Origin of the sequence: Microbacterium songi, from assembly GCF_042747925.1 — a bacterium.
Classification (GTDB): Bacteria; Actinomycetota; Actinomycetes; order Actinomycetales; family Microbacteriaceae; genus Microbacterium.
In genome coordinates this window covers 244,828-260,990 of the sequence record NZ_JBHZIE010000010.1, presented here as the reverse complement: position 1 = coordinate 260,990, position 16,163 = coordinate 244,828, and the positions used below count along the sequence as shown (strand labels likewise).

Sequence of the window (16,163 nt, the reverse complement as noted above, 5' to 3'; positions counted from 1 at the left end):
GTCGGCCGAGGAGACGGCCGTCACGCCTGCACTCCGGCCGGGGCGGTCAGCAGGCGGCCGCGGGCCTGGCGGAACTCCGGAGCCTCGCCCGCGCCCCCCTCGGTGACGTTGAAGACCGACTGGCCACGCAGCCACGTGCGGCGCACGCGCCCGGTGAGGAGCCGGTGGTCGTACGCCGTGATCGGGTTGCGGTGCAGCAGCGCCTTCGCGTCGATGAGCAGGGGGTCGTCGACGCCGAACACGGTGAGGTGACCGGGTGCCCCCTCGGCGATGACGCCGACGTCGGGCATGCCGGCGACGCGCGCCGGGCCGGTGGTGAACAGCGGCACGAGGGCTTCGAGCGGGATGCCGCGGCCACGCGCTTCGGTCCACACGGCCGAGAGCCCCAGCTGCAGGCCGGCGATGCCGCCCCACGCCAGACCGAAATCGCCGCCGCCCGAGCGCTTCAGGTCGACGGTGCTCGGAGAGTGGTCGCTCACGATGGCGTCGATCGTGCCATCCCGCAGCCCGTCCCACAGCAGATCGCGGTTGCCGGAGTCCCTGATGGGCGGGCAGCACTTGAACTCGCTGGCGCCGTCGGGGATCTCCTCGGCGATGATCGTCAGGTAGTGCGGACACGTCTCGACCGTGAGGCGCACTCCTTGCGCTTTCGCGGCCCGGATCGCCGGAAGCGACCCCGCATCGCTGAGGTGCAGGATATGGGCGCGCGCGCCGGTGCGACGGGCTTCGGTGATGACGGCGTTGATGGCGGATGCCTCGCTGGCCGGCGGCCGCGACTGGAGGAAGGCCTCGTACCCGCGGCCGAGGGCTCCGTGCTCGTGGAGGAGCGCGGGGTCTTCGGCGTGCACGATCAGCCGGGAGTCGATCGCGGCGATCTCCTCCATCGCCGCGGCGAGCTGCGCGCGGTCGAGGTGGCCGAATTCGTCGACCCCCGACGGCGCCAGGAAGCACTTGAAGCCGTAGACGCCCGCCTCGGCCAGCGGACCGAGCATGCCGAGGTTCTCGGGAACGGCACCGCCCCAGAAGCCGACGTCGACGAAGGCGGAGGGCGCGGCCGCGGCCCGCTTGATCTCGAGGGCGTCCACCGTGGTCGTCGGTGGGATCGAGTTGAGCGGCATGTCGACGATGGTGGTGACGCCCCCGGCGGAGGCGGCCAGCGTCGCCGAACGGAACCCCTCCCACTCGGTGCGGCCGGGTTCGTTGACGTGCACGTGCGAGTCCACGAGGCCGGGGAGCAGCACGGCATCGTCGGGCACCATGACGGTCGCGGCGCCTCTGACGCGGCCGCGCACCTCCAGGACGTCGATGATGCCGCCGTCTTCCACGACCACCGCCGCGGGCTGGAACACCCCGTCCACGAACGCGCGTCCTGACCGGACGACGAAACGCTCCTCGCGCATCAGTTCTCTTCTCTCTCGCCTGAGTCCACCTTCCCCCATCCGGCGTGCCGGCGGGATGCGCTCACGTTTCCCCCGCGTAAAAGCTCGAGCCGTGCCCGCACGGAGAAGGCGGTGGAGGTCTCGTCAGCGCAGGACGGGCGTGCGCGACGGCGGGGTCGCGTACTCGTCGCGCTTGCTGGTGCCGACGCCCATGCGGCTCATCCCCGACGCCAACCCCACCGCGGCCGCCACCCCGTCGACGACCGGCACACCCACACGGGCGGTCAGAGTCGTGCAGAGGTCGGCCATGCCCGCGCACCCGAGCACGATGACGTCCGCGCCCCGATCGGCGACGGCCTCCGCGCAGAGGCCGGCGATCGTCTCGTACGCGGCCGATCCGGTGTCCTCGAGGTCGAGGACCGGAATGCCCGACCCCGTCATGGAGACGCAGGCCTCGGCCATCCCGTACCGCGCCACCAGGTCCTTCGCCCGCCCGAGGGTGCGCGAGAGGGTCGTGACGACGGCGAAGGACCGGCCGGAGATCGAGGCCACGTGCATCGCGGCCTCGGCGATCCCGATCACGGGCACATCGACGAGCTCGCGCGCGGCGTCCAGGCCGGGGTCTCCGAAGCAGGCGACCACATAGGCGTCGCTGCCGCCGTCCCGGAGGTCCTTGTCGATGAGGGCGACGACGGCGACGGCCGCGAAGACTTCGTCGAAGTGGGACTCGATCGCCGACGGGCCCTCGTCGGGGCACACCGCGACGATCTCGATCCCGGGCCCCGCCACCTCCCGGGCGGCGGCCGCGATCTTCGCGGTCATCGCCCGGGAGGTGTTGGGGTTGATGAGGGTGATCCTCATCCGTGGGTGTCGTTCTTCGCAGCTTGCACGGGAACCTCGGCCGAGATGGCCGGCGGCTCCGCGCTCGCCGTCGCTGCGGCCCCGTCCAGCGTGCCGTCGGAGATGCCCTCCGCCAGGCCGGCCAGGGTGGGCACCCGTGGATCGGCCCGCTCGAACAGGATGAAGAGCACGTAGCCGAGCCCGCAGCCGATGAACCACGTGAAGTTGCCGATCCACGAGACGTCGATTCCGCCCATGTCGGCGATCAGCTTCGGGAAGATCGCCAGGACGATCGTCGGGATGCCGCCCCACAGCAGCGCCTTGACCGCGTTCGGGTTGTAGCCCTTCTTGTACCAGTAGGAGCCCTCGGTCGACATGGTGAACATGTCGTCGACCTTGATGCGCTGGTGCGCTGAGACGTAGTAGCCGGCGATCAGGATGCCGAAGAGCGGTCCGATCATCGCGCCCAGAACACCGAGGGTGTAGTGGATGGCGGTGGGGTTGGAGTACCAGTTCCACGGCAGCAGGATGACGGATCCGACGGCGGCGATCATGCCGCCCATGCGCCAGCTGATCTTGTGCGGGGCGACATTGGAGAAGTCGAACGCGGGCGAGATGAAGTTGGCCACGATGTTGATGCCGACCGTGGCGATCACGAAGGTGAGTCCTCCGAGCAGGATCGCGAACCACGTGTCGATGCGCTCCACGGTGTGGATGGGATCGGTGATCAGCTCACCGAACACGGGTACCGTCGCCGAGGCGGTGACCACGACGAGGATCGAGAAGAACAGGAAGTTGATCGGGAGTCCCAGGAAGTTGCCGCGCCTGACCGCCGCGAAGGACTTCCCGTAGCGCGCGAAGTCGCCGAAGTTGAGCATCGGACCCGAGAAGTAGGACACGACGATCGCGATCGCGGTGATCATGACCGGAATGGACGCCCAGAAGTCGAGCGGCTCCCCCTCGGACAGGTCGAAGCTGATGTTCTCCCAGCCCGCCTGCGACACGAGATAGACCGCCAGCACGATCATCACGACGTAGACGGCGGGGCCGGCGAAGTCGATGAAACGCCGGATGGCCTCCATGCCGTTCCAGAACAGCGCCGCCTGGGCGACCCACAGCACCGCGTACGAGATCCAGCCGAGCGCGCTCAGCCCGAGGAAGCTGTAGTCGAGCAGGTCTGCGCTGCCCGGGATGAACTTGAGGAAGACGATGTTCAGCGCCAGCGACGCGAGATACGTCTGCACGCCGTACCAGGCGACCGCGATCAGGCCGCGGATGATGGCGGGGATGTTCGCCCCGCGGATGCCGAAGATCGCCCGGTTCACGACGGGGTAGGGCACCCCGGTCTTCTGGCTCGGCTTCGCGACGAGATTGGTGAAGTACAGCACGATGAGGATGCCGATCAGGAGCGACAGCAGCACCTGCCAGCTCGCGATGCCGAGCGCGAAGAGGCTGCCGGCGGTCACGTAGCCGCCGACCGAGTGCACGTCCGACATCCAGAACGCGAAGATGTTGTAGGAGGTCCACTTCTGCTTGCGCAGCGGAGCGAGATCCTCGTTCGCGAGACGGATGTCGTATTCGGGCTTCATGTTGCCGCCCCCGGTGGGGTGGCCGGCCGCCTCGACGATGTCGTGCGGCTTGGTCATGGGTGCGGCGGTCGCCGCCCCGTCTTTGAGCGTCATGGACAGACCTTCCAGGTGGGGAGGGCATGGGGATGCCCGGGTCATGGATGACCACGACGTGGGGTCCGCGGCCTGGTGGTGCTGATGTGAAGTTATTGCTTCACGGGACGCCGCAGGTTTCTGCCCTGTAACGCTCGTGTGAAGTTGCTCCTTCATTACAGAGCTCTCATCTCGGCATCCCGCACCCGCCTCGCGCGGAGCCCCGAGAGTGCGGCGCGGCGGCACGAGGAGGCCGCATCGGAGCGCCGGATAGGATGCAGGCATGTCGGACCGTGCCGCCACCTTTCCCGTCGACGGCGCCGCCGTGGATGCGACGGCGGCGGATTCGAACGCCGATGTCGGCCCGCGCCTGCGCGACCTCCGCAAGCAGCAGGGCTTCTCCGCCCGGCAACTGGCCGACGCCCTCGGCATCTCGCCCAGCGCGGTGTCGCAGATCGAGCGCGGCGTCCTGCGGCCGAGCGTGTCGCGGCTGATCGCGATCACCGATGCCCTCGACGTCCCGCTCGCCGCCGTCTTCGACACGCGGATCGACATCGTCCGCGAGATCGGCGCGACCGCGGGCGGTTTCACGCTGCAGCGCGCCGACCACGCCACCGGCGTGCTGCTCGACACGGGGGTGACCTTCCGCCGGCTCGCGCCGGGCCGCACCCCCGGCGTCGACTATTTCGAGTCGATGTATCCCGTCGGCAGCACCGCGCACGCCGACAACGAGCTTTTCCGCCACGACGGCTACGAGGTCGGCACCATGGTCTCGGGCGAGCTGACGATCGACTTCGACGACGAGCGCGTGATCCTGCGGCCCGGCGACTCGATCAGCTACCCCTGCTCGACCCCGCACCGCATCCACAACACCGGTGCCGTGGCCGCCGTCGCGCGATGGCTGATCGTCCATCCGGACCGCTGACCGCCCCGCTGTAATCCCGAGGAAACGCGGGGCCGCTAGCGTGTGCGCATGTCACCCGCAGGGACCCCGGCCGACACTCTCGCGCTCGGGGACTTCAACGACGCGGATGCCGCGGCTGCGGCATCCGTCGTCCGCGTGTGGGCCTCGATCCCCTGGTGGGTCGATGACGTCGTCGCCGGCCGGCCCTACGCCGACGTCGACGCGCTCGCCGCACGCGCGGCCGATCTCGCCACCGGCTGGTCCCGCGCCGACCTGGACGAAGCGCTCGCCCACCACCCCCGGATCGGGCAGCGCCCGAGTGGCTCGGGGGCGGAGGCCGCGGCATCCGCCCGCGAACAGGCATCGATGGACGACGCGGACGCCTCGGTCGCCGACCGCATCGCGGCGGGGAACGCAGCCTACGAGGAGCGCTTCGGCAGGGTGTTCCTCATCCGCGCCGCCGGGCGCGCCCCCGACGAGATGCTCGAAGAGCTGGAACGCCGTCTGGCGAACGACGAGGAGGCCGAGGCCGACGAGGCGACCGGCCAACTCGCCGAGATCGCGCTGCTGCGCCTGCGGGCGGGCGTGACGGAAGGATGACACCATGATCAGTCACCTCACCACCCATGTCCTGGACGCCGTCTCGGGGAGTCCCGCCGCCGGCGTCGGGCTCGTCCTGGCCGAGGCATCCGGCTCATCCGTCGTCGGCGAAGTGTCGGGCACGATCATCGCCCACGGTCGCACCGATGCCGACGGTCGCCTCGGCCTCGGTCCCGAGGTGCTGCCCGCGGGCGACTACAGCCTCACGTTCCTGACGGGCGAGTACTTCGCCGCGCGGGGGACCCCGACGTTCTACCCCTCGGTCACCGTGACGTTCACCGTCGACGCCACGGACGACGGATCGGTGCGGCACCACCACGTGCCGCTGCTGCTGAGTCCGTTCGCCTATTCCACCTACAGAGGGAGCTAGCAGTGGTGTCAGTCAGCCTGGGAGCAAACAAGTACGGCAAGGCCGAGAACCGCATCGTCAAGATCACCCGCGACGGGTCTGTGCACCACATCGAAGATCTGAACGTCTCGTCGCAGCTGCGCGGTGCCGCGCTCGTCGATTCGTACCTGGTGGGCGACAACGCCCTCGTGGTGGCGACCGACACGCAGAAGAACACGGCGTTCGCGTTCGCGAAGGAGCACGGCGTGGGCTCGCCGGAGGATTACCTGCTGCGCCTCGGACGTCACTTCGTGGACGGGTTCGACTGGATCGAGGGCGGGCTCTGGCAGGCCGAGCAGTACGCGTGGGACCGCATCGTCTCGGACGGGGCACCGCACGATCACTCCTTCGTGCGGTCCGGTCGCGCGACCCGGCTGGCGGCCGTGCAGATCATCGACGCCGCCACCCACGTCACCGGGGGGCTGAAAGACCTCACCGTGCTGAAGTCGTCGGGCAGCGAGTTCACGGGCTTCCCGCGGGACCGGTACACGACGCTCGTCGAGACCACCGATCGCATCATGGCCACCTCGGTGACCGGGCGGTGGCGCTATCTGCCCGAGGCCGTCGACGCCGGCATCGACTACAACGCGCTCTACACCGAGGTGTCGGCCGTGCTGCTGTCGACCTTCGCGACCGTCCACTCGCTCGCTCTGCAGCAGACCCTCTGGGAGATGGGCAAGGCGGCCATCGAGGCGCGGCCGGAGATCGCGGAGGTCCGGTTCGCGATGCCGAACAAGCATCACTTCGCGTACGACATGGCGCCGTTCGGTCTCGAGAACGAGAACGAGGTGTTCTGGGCGGCCGATCGCCCCTACGGCCTGATCGAGGGCACGGTCATCCGCGACGGCGTGACGCCGGCTCCGGATGCCTGGGCCGACCTCCCCTCGTTCGTCTGAGCGGGCGGGGGCCCTGCTCCGGGAACCTCGGGAGTCGATTGCGGGATCAGGCCGCGGGCACCACCGGCCGCAGGGACGCCACGAACTCGAGCTTGTCGATCACGGCCGGCGGCATCACGAAGGGATAGAGATCGCGGCGGCCCATCGACCGGTTGATCATGTTGAGCGCCGTGGCCATCGGCATCCACACCTCGATGACCAGATCTCGGAAGCGACCGTCGCCGACCGCCCACAGCGACGGCACCAGACCGTAGGCGGCCGCGGTGTCGACCGTGTCGCTGATGTGCAGGAAGTGCGCCCACGTCTCGGCGAAATCCTCGTAGGGGTGCATCGTGGCGTAGTTCGAGATGTAGTTCTCGTGCCAGTTCGCCGGCGGCCCCTGCGAGTAGTGACGATCGATCGCCTCCTGGTAGTCCGCCCGGTCGTCTCCGAACAGCTCCCGGGCCCGCGCCTCGTGTTCGGTCCCCTCGACCAGCTGCCACTCGAAGTAGTGCCCGATCTCGTGCCGGAAGTGCCCGAGCATCGTGCGGTACGGCTCGTCGAGCTTGCTGCGGATGCGCTCGCGGTAGGAATCGTTCCCCTCCGCGAGGTCGATCGTGATCACGCCGTCGTCGTGGCCGATCGTGACGTTCTCGTGGCTGCTGGAGAGCAGATCGAAGCAGAGACCGCGCCCGGGGTCCTCCTCCCGGCCCACGACGGCGAGGTCGAGACGGTCGAGCTCGACGATGAGGTGGCGCTTGGCGCGCTCGGCGATCGGGAACGCCTCGATGCCGGGCAGGTCGGCGTCGTTCGGGCGCGTGCGGGTCAGTGAGCAGCTGAAGCACTGACCGCCCTGGAGCGGTGCCAGCCACGTGCAGCCCGACAGGTTGAGGTTGCGGCAGACGTGCCAGATCAGGCCCTGAGCATCGACGTAGCGACCCGCGAGGTCGACCGGCACGATCTCACGCTCGCCCCGCGAGTACCCCAGACCCGTCCCGCACGACACGCAGACCGAATTCTCGAAGTACAGCGGTGCGCTGCAGATGCGACAGGAATAAGCCTTCATTCCTCCAACAGTGTCAGCCCACGGGAGCGACGTCGACCGCGACCCGCAGGGTTGACTTCTTCGCCTTCGAAAAGATGATCCCCTTGACCGGTGACACGTCGCCGTAGTCCCGACCCCAGGCGACCGTCACATAACGGTCGTTCGCCCACTGGTTGTTCGTCGGGTCGATCGCCAGCCACTCGTTGGACGTGGGCAGCCAGACCGCGAGCCAGGCGTGCGAGGCATCCGCCCCCACCACGCGGGGCTTTCCCGCCAGCGGCCGCGTGGCGAGGTAACCGCTCACATAACGGGCGGCCACACCGTTTCCGCGCAAGCACGCGAGCGCGACGTGCGCGAAGTCCTGGCAGACCCCGGCCCGCTCGCGCATCGCGTCCGCGACCGTGCTGGTGACCGTCGTCGCCTTCGTGTCGTAGTCGAAGTCGCGGTAGATGCGCTGCATGAGGTCGGTGGCGGCCTCGCCGATCGGACGCCCGGGCGTGAGGGATTCCGCCCCGTACGCCGTCGCCTCGGCCAGGTGGGCCACTTTCGGCGACTCGAGCGCGAACTCCACCGCCGCCCACGCGTGCGGGGTCGCGGGGTGAAGGAGCGGGCGGGCCTGCTCCCACGGAGTCGCCAGCGCGTCGTCGTCGTAGCGCGGCGTCATGACCGACACGTCGCTCGTGGCCTCGATCGTGAGCTGCTTGTGCCGCTCGAGCACATGGAAGTAGGTCACGGAATTGCCGAAGTAGTCCTCGTCCGGCGCGACATCCGCCGGCAACGGGGTGACCGCGACCGCGACATCCGCCACCTCCTGCCACGGCAGTGTGCGCGGCTGCAGGTGATAGAGCCCCAGGCTGTCGCTCACCTTGCCGTCGTAGGAGTACACGGTCTGGTGGGTCACGCGGTACTTCATGCGCGCACCCCCGTCTCCTCGACGAGCGACAGCGACGAGATCAGCTGCGGCAGCGGGCCACCGGCGAAGTGCAGGTCGGCGATCGACTGTGCCAGCTGGCGCAGCGACGCCGCGGTCTCGAGGAGGAACAGCTCCAGCGCCGGACGGGATTGACCGGATGCGGTGACCATCGCTGCGATGTCGGCGCTGTTCAGCGCGTCGGCGAGGTCCTGCCGCAGTCGCTCAGGACGCGTCGAGCCGGTGGAATCGGGGAGCGCCGAAAGGTGCACGCGCAGCTGCTCGAGCGAGAAGCCGAGGGACCGTGGGTTGTCGAGGTCGGTCAGCAGCAGATCGAACACGCTCGCGACCCGCCCGTAGCCGCGGTAACGCCGACGGTGGGTGACGAGACTCTCGGACGCGACGAGCACTCCGTCCAGAACTTCCCGGTTCGCGGCACTCCCGCGGCGCGTGGTCGTGGTCGCGGCCAGGAGGGTGCACAACTGCATCGACCGCTCGAGGTAGCGCCCCGCCTCGATCATGTGCCAGCCGGTGTCGCGGATCATGTTCGCCGTGACGCCCTGGAAGGACAGGATGCCGGTCAGCGCCCTACCCGCGAACTCGGCGATGTGCGGACTGTGGCCCGACTCGCGGACCCCGAGCAGAGCCCGGTCGGTGAGGCCGAAGACCCGCCACGTATCGCTCGACATCTGGTCACGGACGCCTTCGAGCGCGGTGCGGAGGGCGGCCAGCGACTGCGCGGCCGAGCCGCGCCGGTCGGCGTCGACGATGAGGGAGCGCAGCTCCGCCTCGGGGTCGAGCCACCGGCGCCCCGCGAGCCGTTCGGTCGCGCCGAGCAGGACCGGCACGACGTCGCCGTCGACGCCCCTGCGCTGCTCGAGATGGGCGTGGGTGGTGACGACGAGCCGCAGCAGGTCTTCGGCCCGCTCGGCGTAGCGTCCGGCCCAGAACATGTCTTCGAGCGCGCGCGGCGCGAGCGCCGGGATCGAGGGCACGAGCGTGAGGGGCGTGACGGCCGACAGGCCCTGGTCGGCGTCCTCCGGGTCCGCCTTGATCACCCAGACGTCCTTCGTCAGCGGCACTCCGGCCTCGTCGAACAGCGTCGCCATGCCGCCCATCATCGGCCGGTAGACCGACCGGTGCCGCACCGTGAACGTGCGGAGGATCATCGATCGCGGATGCACGCGCTGACCCTCCCCCCACGTCGGCGCCTGCGACAGCGGCAGTCGTTCGAGCCCGACGTATCGGTACGGCTCAGCGAGGATGCGGGCGCGCAGCTCGTCGGGGCCCATGACCGTCGCCGCAGCACCGGCGCCGTCCACGACCTCGGCGGCGACACCCGTGGCGACGTCCGACGCGGAGGTCGCGGCATCCGGCCCCACGACATCCGGCCGCGCCGCTCCGGCGAGCGCACCGTCGATCGTGCGGACGATGACCGACTGCGGGTCGGTCTCGAGGCGGTGCAGCACCTCGGCCACGCCCGTCGGGTCGCCGCACCACCATGCCGTCGTCGACGGGATGCGCAGCTGCTCGCCGAGGAGCCGCTCGCTGAGCGCGGGGAGGAACGGCAGCAGCGCCGGGTTCTCGAGCACGCCCGCGCCCAGCCCGTTGACGACACGCACGCGGCCGCGGCGCACCGCCTCCACCAGACCGGCGACACCGAGGCGGGAGTTGCCGCGCAGCTCGAGGGGATCGCTGTACGGGGCGTCCACGCGCCGCAGGATGACGTCGACGCGATCGGCGGGGGCGGCCTTCGGCCACCGCGGCGGCTTGATCCAGACCGCGCCGTCGCGGACGACCAGGTCGCTGCCCTGGACCAGCGGGAACCCGAGCATGTGGGCGATGAAACCCTGGTCGTAGGACGTCTCGGAATGCGTGCCGGGGCTCAGGACCACGACGCGCGGGTTGGGGTTGTCGGGCTCGGCGCATCCGAGCAGCGCGTCGCGGAGCGCGGCGAAGTACGGGTCGAGGCGGTGCAGCTCGGCGTCCTGATAGAGCTCGGGCAGCAGGCGGGCGATGACGCGTCGGTTGGCCATCGCGTATCCGAGGCCCGACGGCGCCTGCACGCGGTCGGCGAGGACGCGCCACTCTCCGTCGGCGTCGCGACCGAGGTCGGTCGCCGACAGCAGCAGCGGGTGGGCGTCCACAGCGCTCGGCCGCGCCACCGCGCGGATGAATCCGGGATGCCCCACGATGACCGACGCCGGGATCGCGCCGTCGGCGAGCAGCCGTTGCGCGCCGTAGACGTCGGCGAGCACGGCGTTCAGCAGCTCGGCGCGCTGCGCAAGACCGGTCTCGAGCCGTCGCCAGCTCGCGGCATCCAGCACCAGCGGCATCGGATCGAGCCGCCACGGACGCGGGCCGTCGTCCGGATGGCCGTAGGTCACGCCGTCGTCGACGAGCGACCTCGCGATCTCCTCCTCGAGGCGCCGCAGCTCCTCGGAGGTGAGGTTCGCGGCCGTCGAGCCGATGCCCTTCCACGCCGCACGCAGGGCTCCGTCGGGTCCGATGACCTCGTCGTAGCGCGCGCCCGACATGCCGCCGTTCCCCGGAGAGATCGGCAGCGTCGGCTGCGTCAGCGCAGCGGCGTAGTCGCGGAGCAGGGTCACGCCGGGGGAACCCTCCGAAGGTCGAGCATGTGCGGGTAGTCGATCGTAGCCGCGCGTCGCGCGCGATCGTGCATCGCGGCGATGTCGAGGGCACCCGCGGTGTGGCCTCGGGGCTCGAATCGCCCGGCCCGCCGCGCTTCGGCCTCTTTCGCGTTGATCGGCGGCCGGTCGTACGAGCGTCCGCCCGGGTGCACCACGTGATAGGTCGCCCCGCCGAGGCTCACGGCGGAGTCGATGTCGACGATGTCGAACACCAGCGGCGCGTGCGCTTCGATCGACGGGTGCAGCGCCGACCACGGCTGCCAGGCGCGATAGCGCACCCCCGCGTAGTACTCGCCGAGGTGTCCGGTCGGCGTGAGGGGCACAGGTACACCCTGGCATGTCACCAGCTGGCGGTTCACGTCGACGCCGCGCACGGTGACCTGGATGCGCTCCACCGACGAGTCGACGTAGCGCGCCGTGCCGCCGGCCTTGGTCTCCTCGCCGAGCACGTGCCACGGCTCGATGGCCTGTCGCAGCTCGAGCTCCATGGCCTCGCCCGAGGGCCCTGCGATCCGCGTCATGCCGATCCGCGGGAACCGGAACTCCACGAACGGATCGAGCCAGCTCTCCTCGAACGCGATGCCGTGGGCCCGGAGGTCGTGCACGACCTGCGCGATGTCGTCGTGCGCGCCGTGCGGCAGCAGGAAGTCTTCGTGCAGACGGGTTCCCCAGCGCACGAGAGGAGCATCGAGCGGCTTCTCCCAGAACATCGCGACGAGGCTGCGCACGAGCAGCGCCTGCACGAGCGCGAGTTCGGCGTGCGGCGGCATCTCGAACCCACGCAGCTCGAGCAGTCCGAGGCGGCCGCGGCTGCTGTCGGGGCTGTAGAGCTTGTCGATGCAGAACTCGGCCCGGTGCGTGTTGCCGGTCAGGTCGGTCAGCAGGTGCCGCAGCGCGCGGTCGACCAGCCACGGCAGCGGGTGCTCGTCATCCTCCGCGCGGGCCATCCCTGCCAGACGGTGCACCTCCTGGATCGCGATCTCCATCTCGTAGACGGCTTCGGGGCGGCCCTCGTCGAAGCGCGGCGCCTGGCTCGTCGGGCCGATGAACCGCCCCGAGAAGAGATAGGACAGGCTCGGATGCCGCTGCCAGTAGGTGACGAGGCTCGTGAGCAGGTCCGGCCGCCGCAGCAGGGGCGAATCGATGGGCTGGCTGCCGCCCAGCGTGATGTGGTTGCCGCCGCCCGTGCCGGTGTGCAGACCGTCGAGGTCGAACTTCTCGGTCGCGAGGCGGCTCTGCCGCGCTTCTTCGTAGAGCGTCACCGTCAGGTCGCGCTGGTCGGCCCACGACGAGGTGGGCTGCACGTTCACCTCGATCACGCCGGGGTCGGGCGTCACGATCAACTGGGTGATCCTCGCGTCGTTCGGAGGGCCGTAGCCCTCGAGCACGATCGGCACCGCGACATCCGCCGCCCCGATCTCGACCACCTTGAGCAGCGCCGTGTACGCCTCGAGCGTCGTGGTGGGCGGGAGGTAGACGCGGACGAACCCGTCGCGGCCCTCGAACGTGAGGGCGGTGGTCTTGGCGCCGTCGGGATCGACGATCGCGACCGACGGCACGCGCGGATAGAGGGGCGGGCCGGCTTCGAGATACGACGGCTCCCCGGGCTGCTCCGGATCCACCCATGACACCGAGTCCAGCGGCAGTCGCAGCCCGATCGAGCTGGTCCCCTGCCGCAGTACGAGCCGGCCGCGGCGGAAGCGCCAGGACGGGCTCGTCCACTCGTCCTCGGTGGTCAGCGGCAGCACCCACCCCGTCGGTTCCACGACGGCGGCATCCATCCCGACGAGCCCCTCCGCATCGGGATCCTCGCCCGGCGCTGGGCCTTCGGGCTTGCGGACTTCGGCCGCGAGCTCTGCCAGCGGGTCCTCGAACGCGGGGAGCAGCTGCCCGTCGGGCAGGCCGAGCACCTCCGTGACACGGCGGGCGAGCGCCCGGGCCAGCGCCGGTGCCCCCGGGGTCGGCTCATCGCTCCACGGATCGGCGAACAGGTCGGGGTTCGACCACAGCCGCACGCCGTCGGTGCGCCACTGCAGTGCGATGTTCCAGCGCGGGAGCCGCTCGCCCGGGTACCACTTGCCGTCGCCGCGATGCACGACGCCGCCCTGCGCGTAGGTTCTCCGCAGCCGTCCGGCGAGGACGTTCGCCAGCTCTCGCTTGTGCTCGCCGTCTGCGGCGGTGTTCCATTCCTTCGCCGTGGCATCGTCCAGCGCGACGAACGTGGGCTCGCCGCCCATCGTGAGGCGCACGTCACCCGCCCGGAGTCGCTCGTCGACGCTCTCGCCGAGCGCGTCGATGCGCTCCCACTGCGCGGATGTGTAGGGCTTCGTGGTGCGCGGGTCCTCGTGGATGCGCCGCACCTCGTTGTGGAAGTCGAAGCGCACCTCGACCGGCTCCGTCCCGCCCTCGATGGCCGCGGCCGTGCTCGGGTGCGGTGTCGCGCTGAGCGGAATGTGGCCCTCCCCGGCGAAGAGCGCGCTGGTGGCATCCATTCCGATCCAGCCGGCCCCCGGCACGTACACCTCGGCCCAGGCGTGCAGGTCGGTGAAGTCCTCCTCGGGACCGCTCGGCCCGTCGAGCGACTTCTGATCGGCCGCCAGCTGCACGAGGTAGCCCGAGACGAAGCGGGCGGCGAGCCCGTACTTCCGCAGCAGGCTGACCAGCAGCCAGGCGCTGTCACGGCAGGATCCGATGCCGATCCGCAGCGTCTCGTCAGGGCTCTGCACCCCCGGCTCCATGCGCACGTCGTACGCGACGGCGCCGGTGACGGCGGCGTTCAGATCAGCCAGGAACGTCACCGTCGCCACACCGTCGGCCGGCAGCGGCGGCAGACCCTGCATCCACGCTCCGGCATCGTCGCTGTCCTGCACCGGCGAGAGATAGGGAGCGAGATCTGCCGCGAGCTCGGGCGTGTAGTGGAACGGGAAGCGCTCGGCGTACTCCTCGATGAAGAAGTCGAACGGGTTGATCACCATCATGTCGGCGACCAGTCCGACCGTGATCTCGAGGTGGCTCACCTTCTCGGGGAAGACGATGCGTGCCACCCAGTTGCCGAACGGGTCCTGCTGCCAGTTGAGGAAGTGGTTCTTCGGCGAGATGTCGAGCGAATACGCCTCGATCGGCGTGCGCGCATGCGGAGCCGGCCTCAAGCGCACGAGGTGCGGGTGCACCGTCACCGGACGTGCGAACTCGTAACTCGTGTAGTGCTCGAGAGCGACCTTGATCGACATGGCCTAAGCCTGTCCTACAACTGTTGCGCGTGGGTTACGCGCGCGCCGGGCCCCCCGCGTCGTCCTTCGCGGGTCGTTCGTCGGCCCGTGCGGCGGCCTGGTCGCCGGTATCGAGCAGCTGAGTGGGGATCAGGCCCGTCCCCTCGGCCTCCGGGTGCACGAGGGCGGCCGCAGCCGGGCCCCGGATGGCATCGGATGCCCCGATCGCAGGGTCGGAGGCGTGTTCTCTGCGCATCTCCTCGGTGTTCAGCAGCAGGTTCAGCAGGATCGCGACGATCGCACCCGCGCTGATTCCCGAGTCGAAGATGAGGGTGAACCAGTCCGGGAAGCGGTCGTAGATCGTGGGAGCGACCGTCGGCAGCAAGGCGACGCCGACCGAGATCGCCACGATGAGCACGTTGCGATTGTTGAACCTGACCTTCGCCAGCGTGCGGATCCCGGATGCCGCGACCATGCCGAACAGCGCGATCCCGGCGCCGCCCAGCACGGCGCGGGGAACGCCCTCGACGATCGCCGAGACCTTGGGGATGAGCCCCAGTACCACGAGGATCGCGCCGGCCATCGTGGCGACGTACCTCGAGCGCACACCCGTGAGCGAGACGAGCCCGACGTTCTGCGCGAACGCCGTGTACGGGAACGTGTTGAAGATCCCGCCGAGCACCGTGCCGAGGCCGTCGGCGCGGAGGCCGTCGGCGAGCTGACGGCGCGTGACCGGCTTGTCGACGATCTCCCCCACCGCGATCATGTCGCCGGTGGTCTCGGTCATGATCACGATGCCGACGATCAGCATCGACACGATCGAGGCGATCTCGAACGTCGGCAGGCCGAAGTGGAAGGGGGTGACGACCGCGAACCAGCCGGCCTCGGCGACGCCCGACCAGTCGACCATTCCGGGGACGAAGAGCGCGACGATCGTGCCGAGCACGAGGCTCAGCAGCACGGACGTGCGGGCCAGCGCGGGCGGTCCGAACCGCTCGATCAGGATGATGAAGGCCACCGTCCCGGCGGCGAAGGCGATGTTCACCGGCGGCGCGCCCGGCTCCTCCGGAGTCGAGCCGGTCATGATCCAGCCGGCGGCGACCCTCATCAGCGACAGCCCGATGATGAGGATGACGGTGCCGGTGACGATCGGCGGGAAGAACCGCAGCAGCTGGGCGAAGAACGGCGCGATCAGGATCATGAACAGTCCGCAGGCGATCACCGAACCGAAGACCGCGGTGATGCCGTGCTGCGTGCCGATCGCGATCATCGGACCGACCGCGGCGAATGTCACGCCCTGCATGAGCGGCAGTCGCACCCCGAAGCGCCAGAAGCCGACCGACTGGACGATGGTGGCGATGCCGGCGATGAACAGGTCGGCACTGATCAGGAAGGCGAGGTCCTGAGCGGAGTACCCGAGTGCGCCGCCGACGATGAGCGGAACCGCGACCGCGCCGGCGTACAGCGCCAGCACGTGCTGCAGCCCGAGGGGGAACAGGCGCGCGAGGGGCGGGACGCCGTCGACGGTGTTGTCGTCCGGGCGCTTGCCCTTCTTCTTGCGGGAGGTGTCGCCGGTCGGCGGTCGCTCGGTGGTGGACATCGGTGGCTCCTCTGGATAATGGAGCGCACCCGAACGGGCCACGCCCTCGCCTGGAAGTGAAGCTAGAGCTTCCCGGCGCGCGGGCGCCACCTCCGGCGCCG

General features: G+C 70.0%; 12 protein-coding genes. 4 read left to right on the top strand and 8 right to left on the bottom strand.

Annotated features, from left to right (window positions below):
- Nucleotides 1-20: 20 nt before the first annotated feature.
- The 3 genes from allB to ACFM35_RS12290 form a co-directional block, all read right to left on the bottom strand.
- Nucleotides 21-1,400, bottom strand: a complete 1,380-nt coding sequence (gene allB, locus ACFM35_RS12300; protein WP_378842413.1) for an allantoinase AllB — start codon at nucleotides 1,398-1,400, stop codon at nucleotides 21-23.
- A 123-nt stretch (nucleotides 1,401-1,523) separates the two neighbouring features.
- Entirely contained in the window at nucleotides 1,524-2,240 is a 717-nt protein-coding gene (locus ACFM35_RS12295; protein ID WP_378842411.1) for an aspartate/glutamate racemase family protein, read from the bottom strand.
- A complete protein-coding gene (locus ACFM35_RS12290; protein WP_378842409.1) occupies nucleotides 2,237-3,901 on the bottom strand; it encodes an NCS1 family nucleobase:cation symporter-1 in 1,665 nt (554 codons plus the stop codon). Before ACFM35_RS12290 ends, ACFM35_RS12295 begins: the two co-directional genes overlap by 4 nt.
- A 262-nt stretch (nucleotides 3,902-4,163) precedes the next feature.
- Between ACFM35_RS12290 and ACFM35_RS12285 the strand changes: the two genes are divergently transcribed.
- From ACFM35_RS12285 to pucL, 4 genes are read left to right on the top strand one after another with little or no spacing between them, the layout of a single operon-like run.
- Complete coding sequence (locus ACFM35_RS12285; RefSeq protein ID WP_378842407.1) at nucleotides 4,164-4,805, top strand: helix-turn-helix domain-containing protein; 642 nt, start codon at nucleotides 4,164-4,166, stop codon at nucleotides 4,803-4,805.
- Between the two features lie 48 nt (nucleotides 4,806-4,853).
- The gene (gene uraD / locus ACFM35_RS12280) at nucleotides 4,854-5,384 is read left to right on the top strand and encodes a 2-oxo-4-hydroxy-4-carboxy-5-ureidoimidazoline decarboxylase (protein ID WP_378842405.1); all 531 of its coding nucleotides are present in this window, start codon (nucleotides 4,854-4,856) and stop codon (nucleotides 5,382-5,384) included.
- Nucleotides 5,385-5,388: 4 nt separating this feature from the next.
- A complete protein-coding gene (gene uraH, locus ACFM35_RS12275) occupies nucleotides 5,389-5,754 on the top strand; it encodes a hydroxyisourate hydrolase (protein WP_378842403.1) in 366 nt (121 codons plus the stop codon).
- 2 nt (nucleotides 5,755-5,756) lie between these two features.
- Nucleotides 5,757-6,668: a factor-independent urate hydroxylase gene (pucL, locus tag ACFM35_RS12270; RefSeq protein WP_489672263.1), complete on the top strand. Its 912-nt coding sequence runs from the start codon at nucleotides 5,757-5,759 to the stop codon at nucleotides 6,666-6,668.
- A 46-nt stretch (nucleotides 6,669-6,714) separates the two neighbouring features.
- On the opposite strand, the gene ACFM35_RS12265 is transcribed toward pucL, so the two are convergent.
- Genes ACFM35_RS12265 through ACFM35_RS12245 form a run of 5 tightly spaced genes read right to left on the bottom strand, consistent with a single transcriptional unit; the run spans nucleotide 6,715 to nucleotide 16,062 of the window.
- Complete coding sequence (locus ACFM35_RS12265; RefSeq protein ID WP_378842401.1) at nucleotides 6,715-7,713, bottom strand: zinc-binding metallopeptidase family protein; 999 nt, start codon at nucleotides 7,711-7,713, stop codon at nucleotides 6,715-6,717.
- A 13-nt stretch (nucleotides 7,714-7,726) separates the two neighbouring features.
- Nucleotides 7,727-8,605: a transglutaminase family protein gene (locus tag ACFM35_RS12260; protein WP_378842399.1), complete on the bottom strand. Its 879-nt coding sequence runs from the start codon at nucleotides 8,603-8,605 to the stop codon at nucleotides 7,727-7,729.
- Entirely contained in the window at nucleotides 8,602-11,211 is a 2,610-nt protein-coding gene (locus ACFM35_RS12255; protein WP_378842397.1) for a circularly permuted type 2 ATP-grasp protein, read from the bottom strand. The genes ACFM35_RS12260 and ACFM35_RS12255 overlap by 4 nt, the downstream gene beginning before the upstream one ends.
- Nucleotides 11,208-14,483, bottom strand: coding sequence for a transglutaminase family protein (locus ACFM35_RS12250; protein ID WP_378842395.1), 3,276 nt, complete (start codon nucleotides 14,481-14,483; stop codon nucleotides 11,208-11,210). Before ACFM35_RS12250 ends, ACFM35_RS12255 begins: the two co-directional genes overlap by 4 nt.
- A gap of 34 nt (nucleotides 14,484-14,517) precedes the next feature.
- On the bottom strand, nucleotides 14,518-16,062 hold the full coding sequence (locus ACFM35_RS12245) for a nucleobase:cation symporter-2 family protein (RefSeq protein ID WP_378842393.1): 1,545 nt from the start codon (nucleotides 16,060-16,062) through the stop codon (nucleotides 14,518-14,520).
- Nucleotides 16,063-16,163 lie beyond the last annotated feature (101 nt).

What these genes read in the sequence shown, in the direction of transcription:
- allB (WP_378842413.1), bottom strand. Translation starts at nt 1,400, where the DNA reads ATGCGCGAGGAGCGTTTCGTCGTCCGGTCAGGACGCGCGTTCGTGGAC.
- ACFM35_RS12295 (WP_378842411.1), bottom strand. Translation starts at nt 2,240, where the DNA reads ATGAGGATCACCCTCATCAACCCCAACACCTCCCGGGCGATGACCGCG.
- ACFM35_RS12290 (WP_378842409.1), bottom strand. Translation starts at nt 3,901, where the DNA reads ATGACGCTCAAAGACGGGGCGGCGACCGCCGCACCCATGACCAAGCCG.
- ACFM35_RS12285 (WP_378842407.1), top strand. Translation starts at nt 4,164, where the DNA reads ATGTCGGACCGTGCCGCCACCTTTCCCGTCGACGGCGCCGCCGTGGAT.
- uraD (WP_378842405.1), top strand. Translation starts at nt 4,854, where the DNA reads ATGTCACCCGCAGGGACCCCGGCCGACACTCTCGCGCTCGGGGACTTC.
- uraH (WP_378842403.1), top strand. Translation starts at nt 5,389, where the DNA reads ATGATCAGTCACCTCACCACCCATGTCCTGGACGCCGTCTCGGGGAGT.
- ACFM35_RS12265 (WP_378842401.1), bottom strand. Translation starts at nt 7,713, where the DNA reads ATGAAGGCTTATTCCTGTCGCATCTGCAGCGCACCGCTGTACTTCGAG.
- ACFM35_RS12260 (WP_378842399.1), bottom strand. Translation starts at nt 8,605, where the DNA reads ATGAAGTACCGCGTGACCCACCAGACCGTGTACTCCTACGACGGCAAG.
- ACFM35_RS12250 (WP_378842395.1), bottom strand. Translation starts at nt 14,483, where the DNA reads ATGTCGATCAAGGTCGCTCTCGAGCACTACACGAGTTACGAGTTCGCA.
- ACFM35_RS12245 (WP_378842393.1), bottom strand. Translation starts at nt 16,062, where the DNA reads ATGTCCACCACCGAGCGACCGCCGACCGGCGACACCTCCCGCAAGAAG.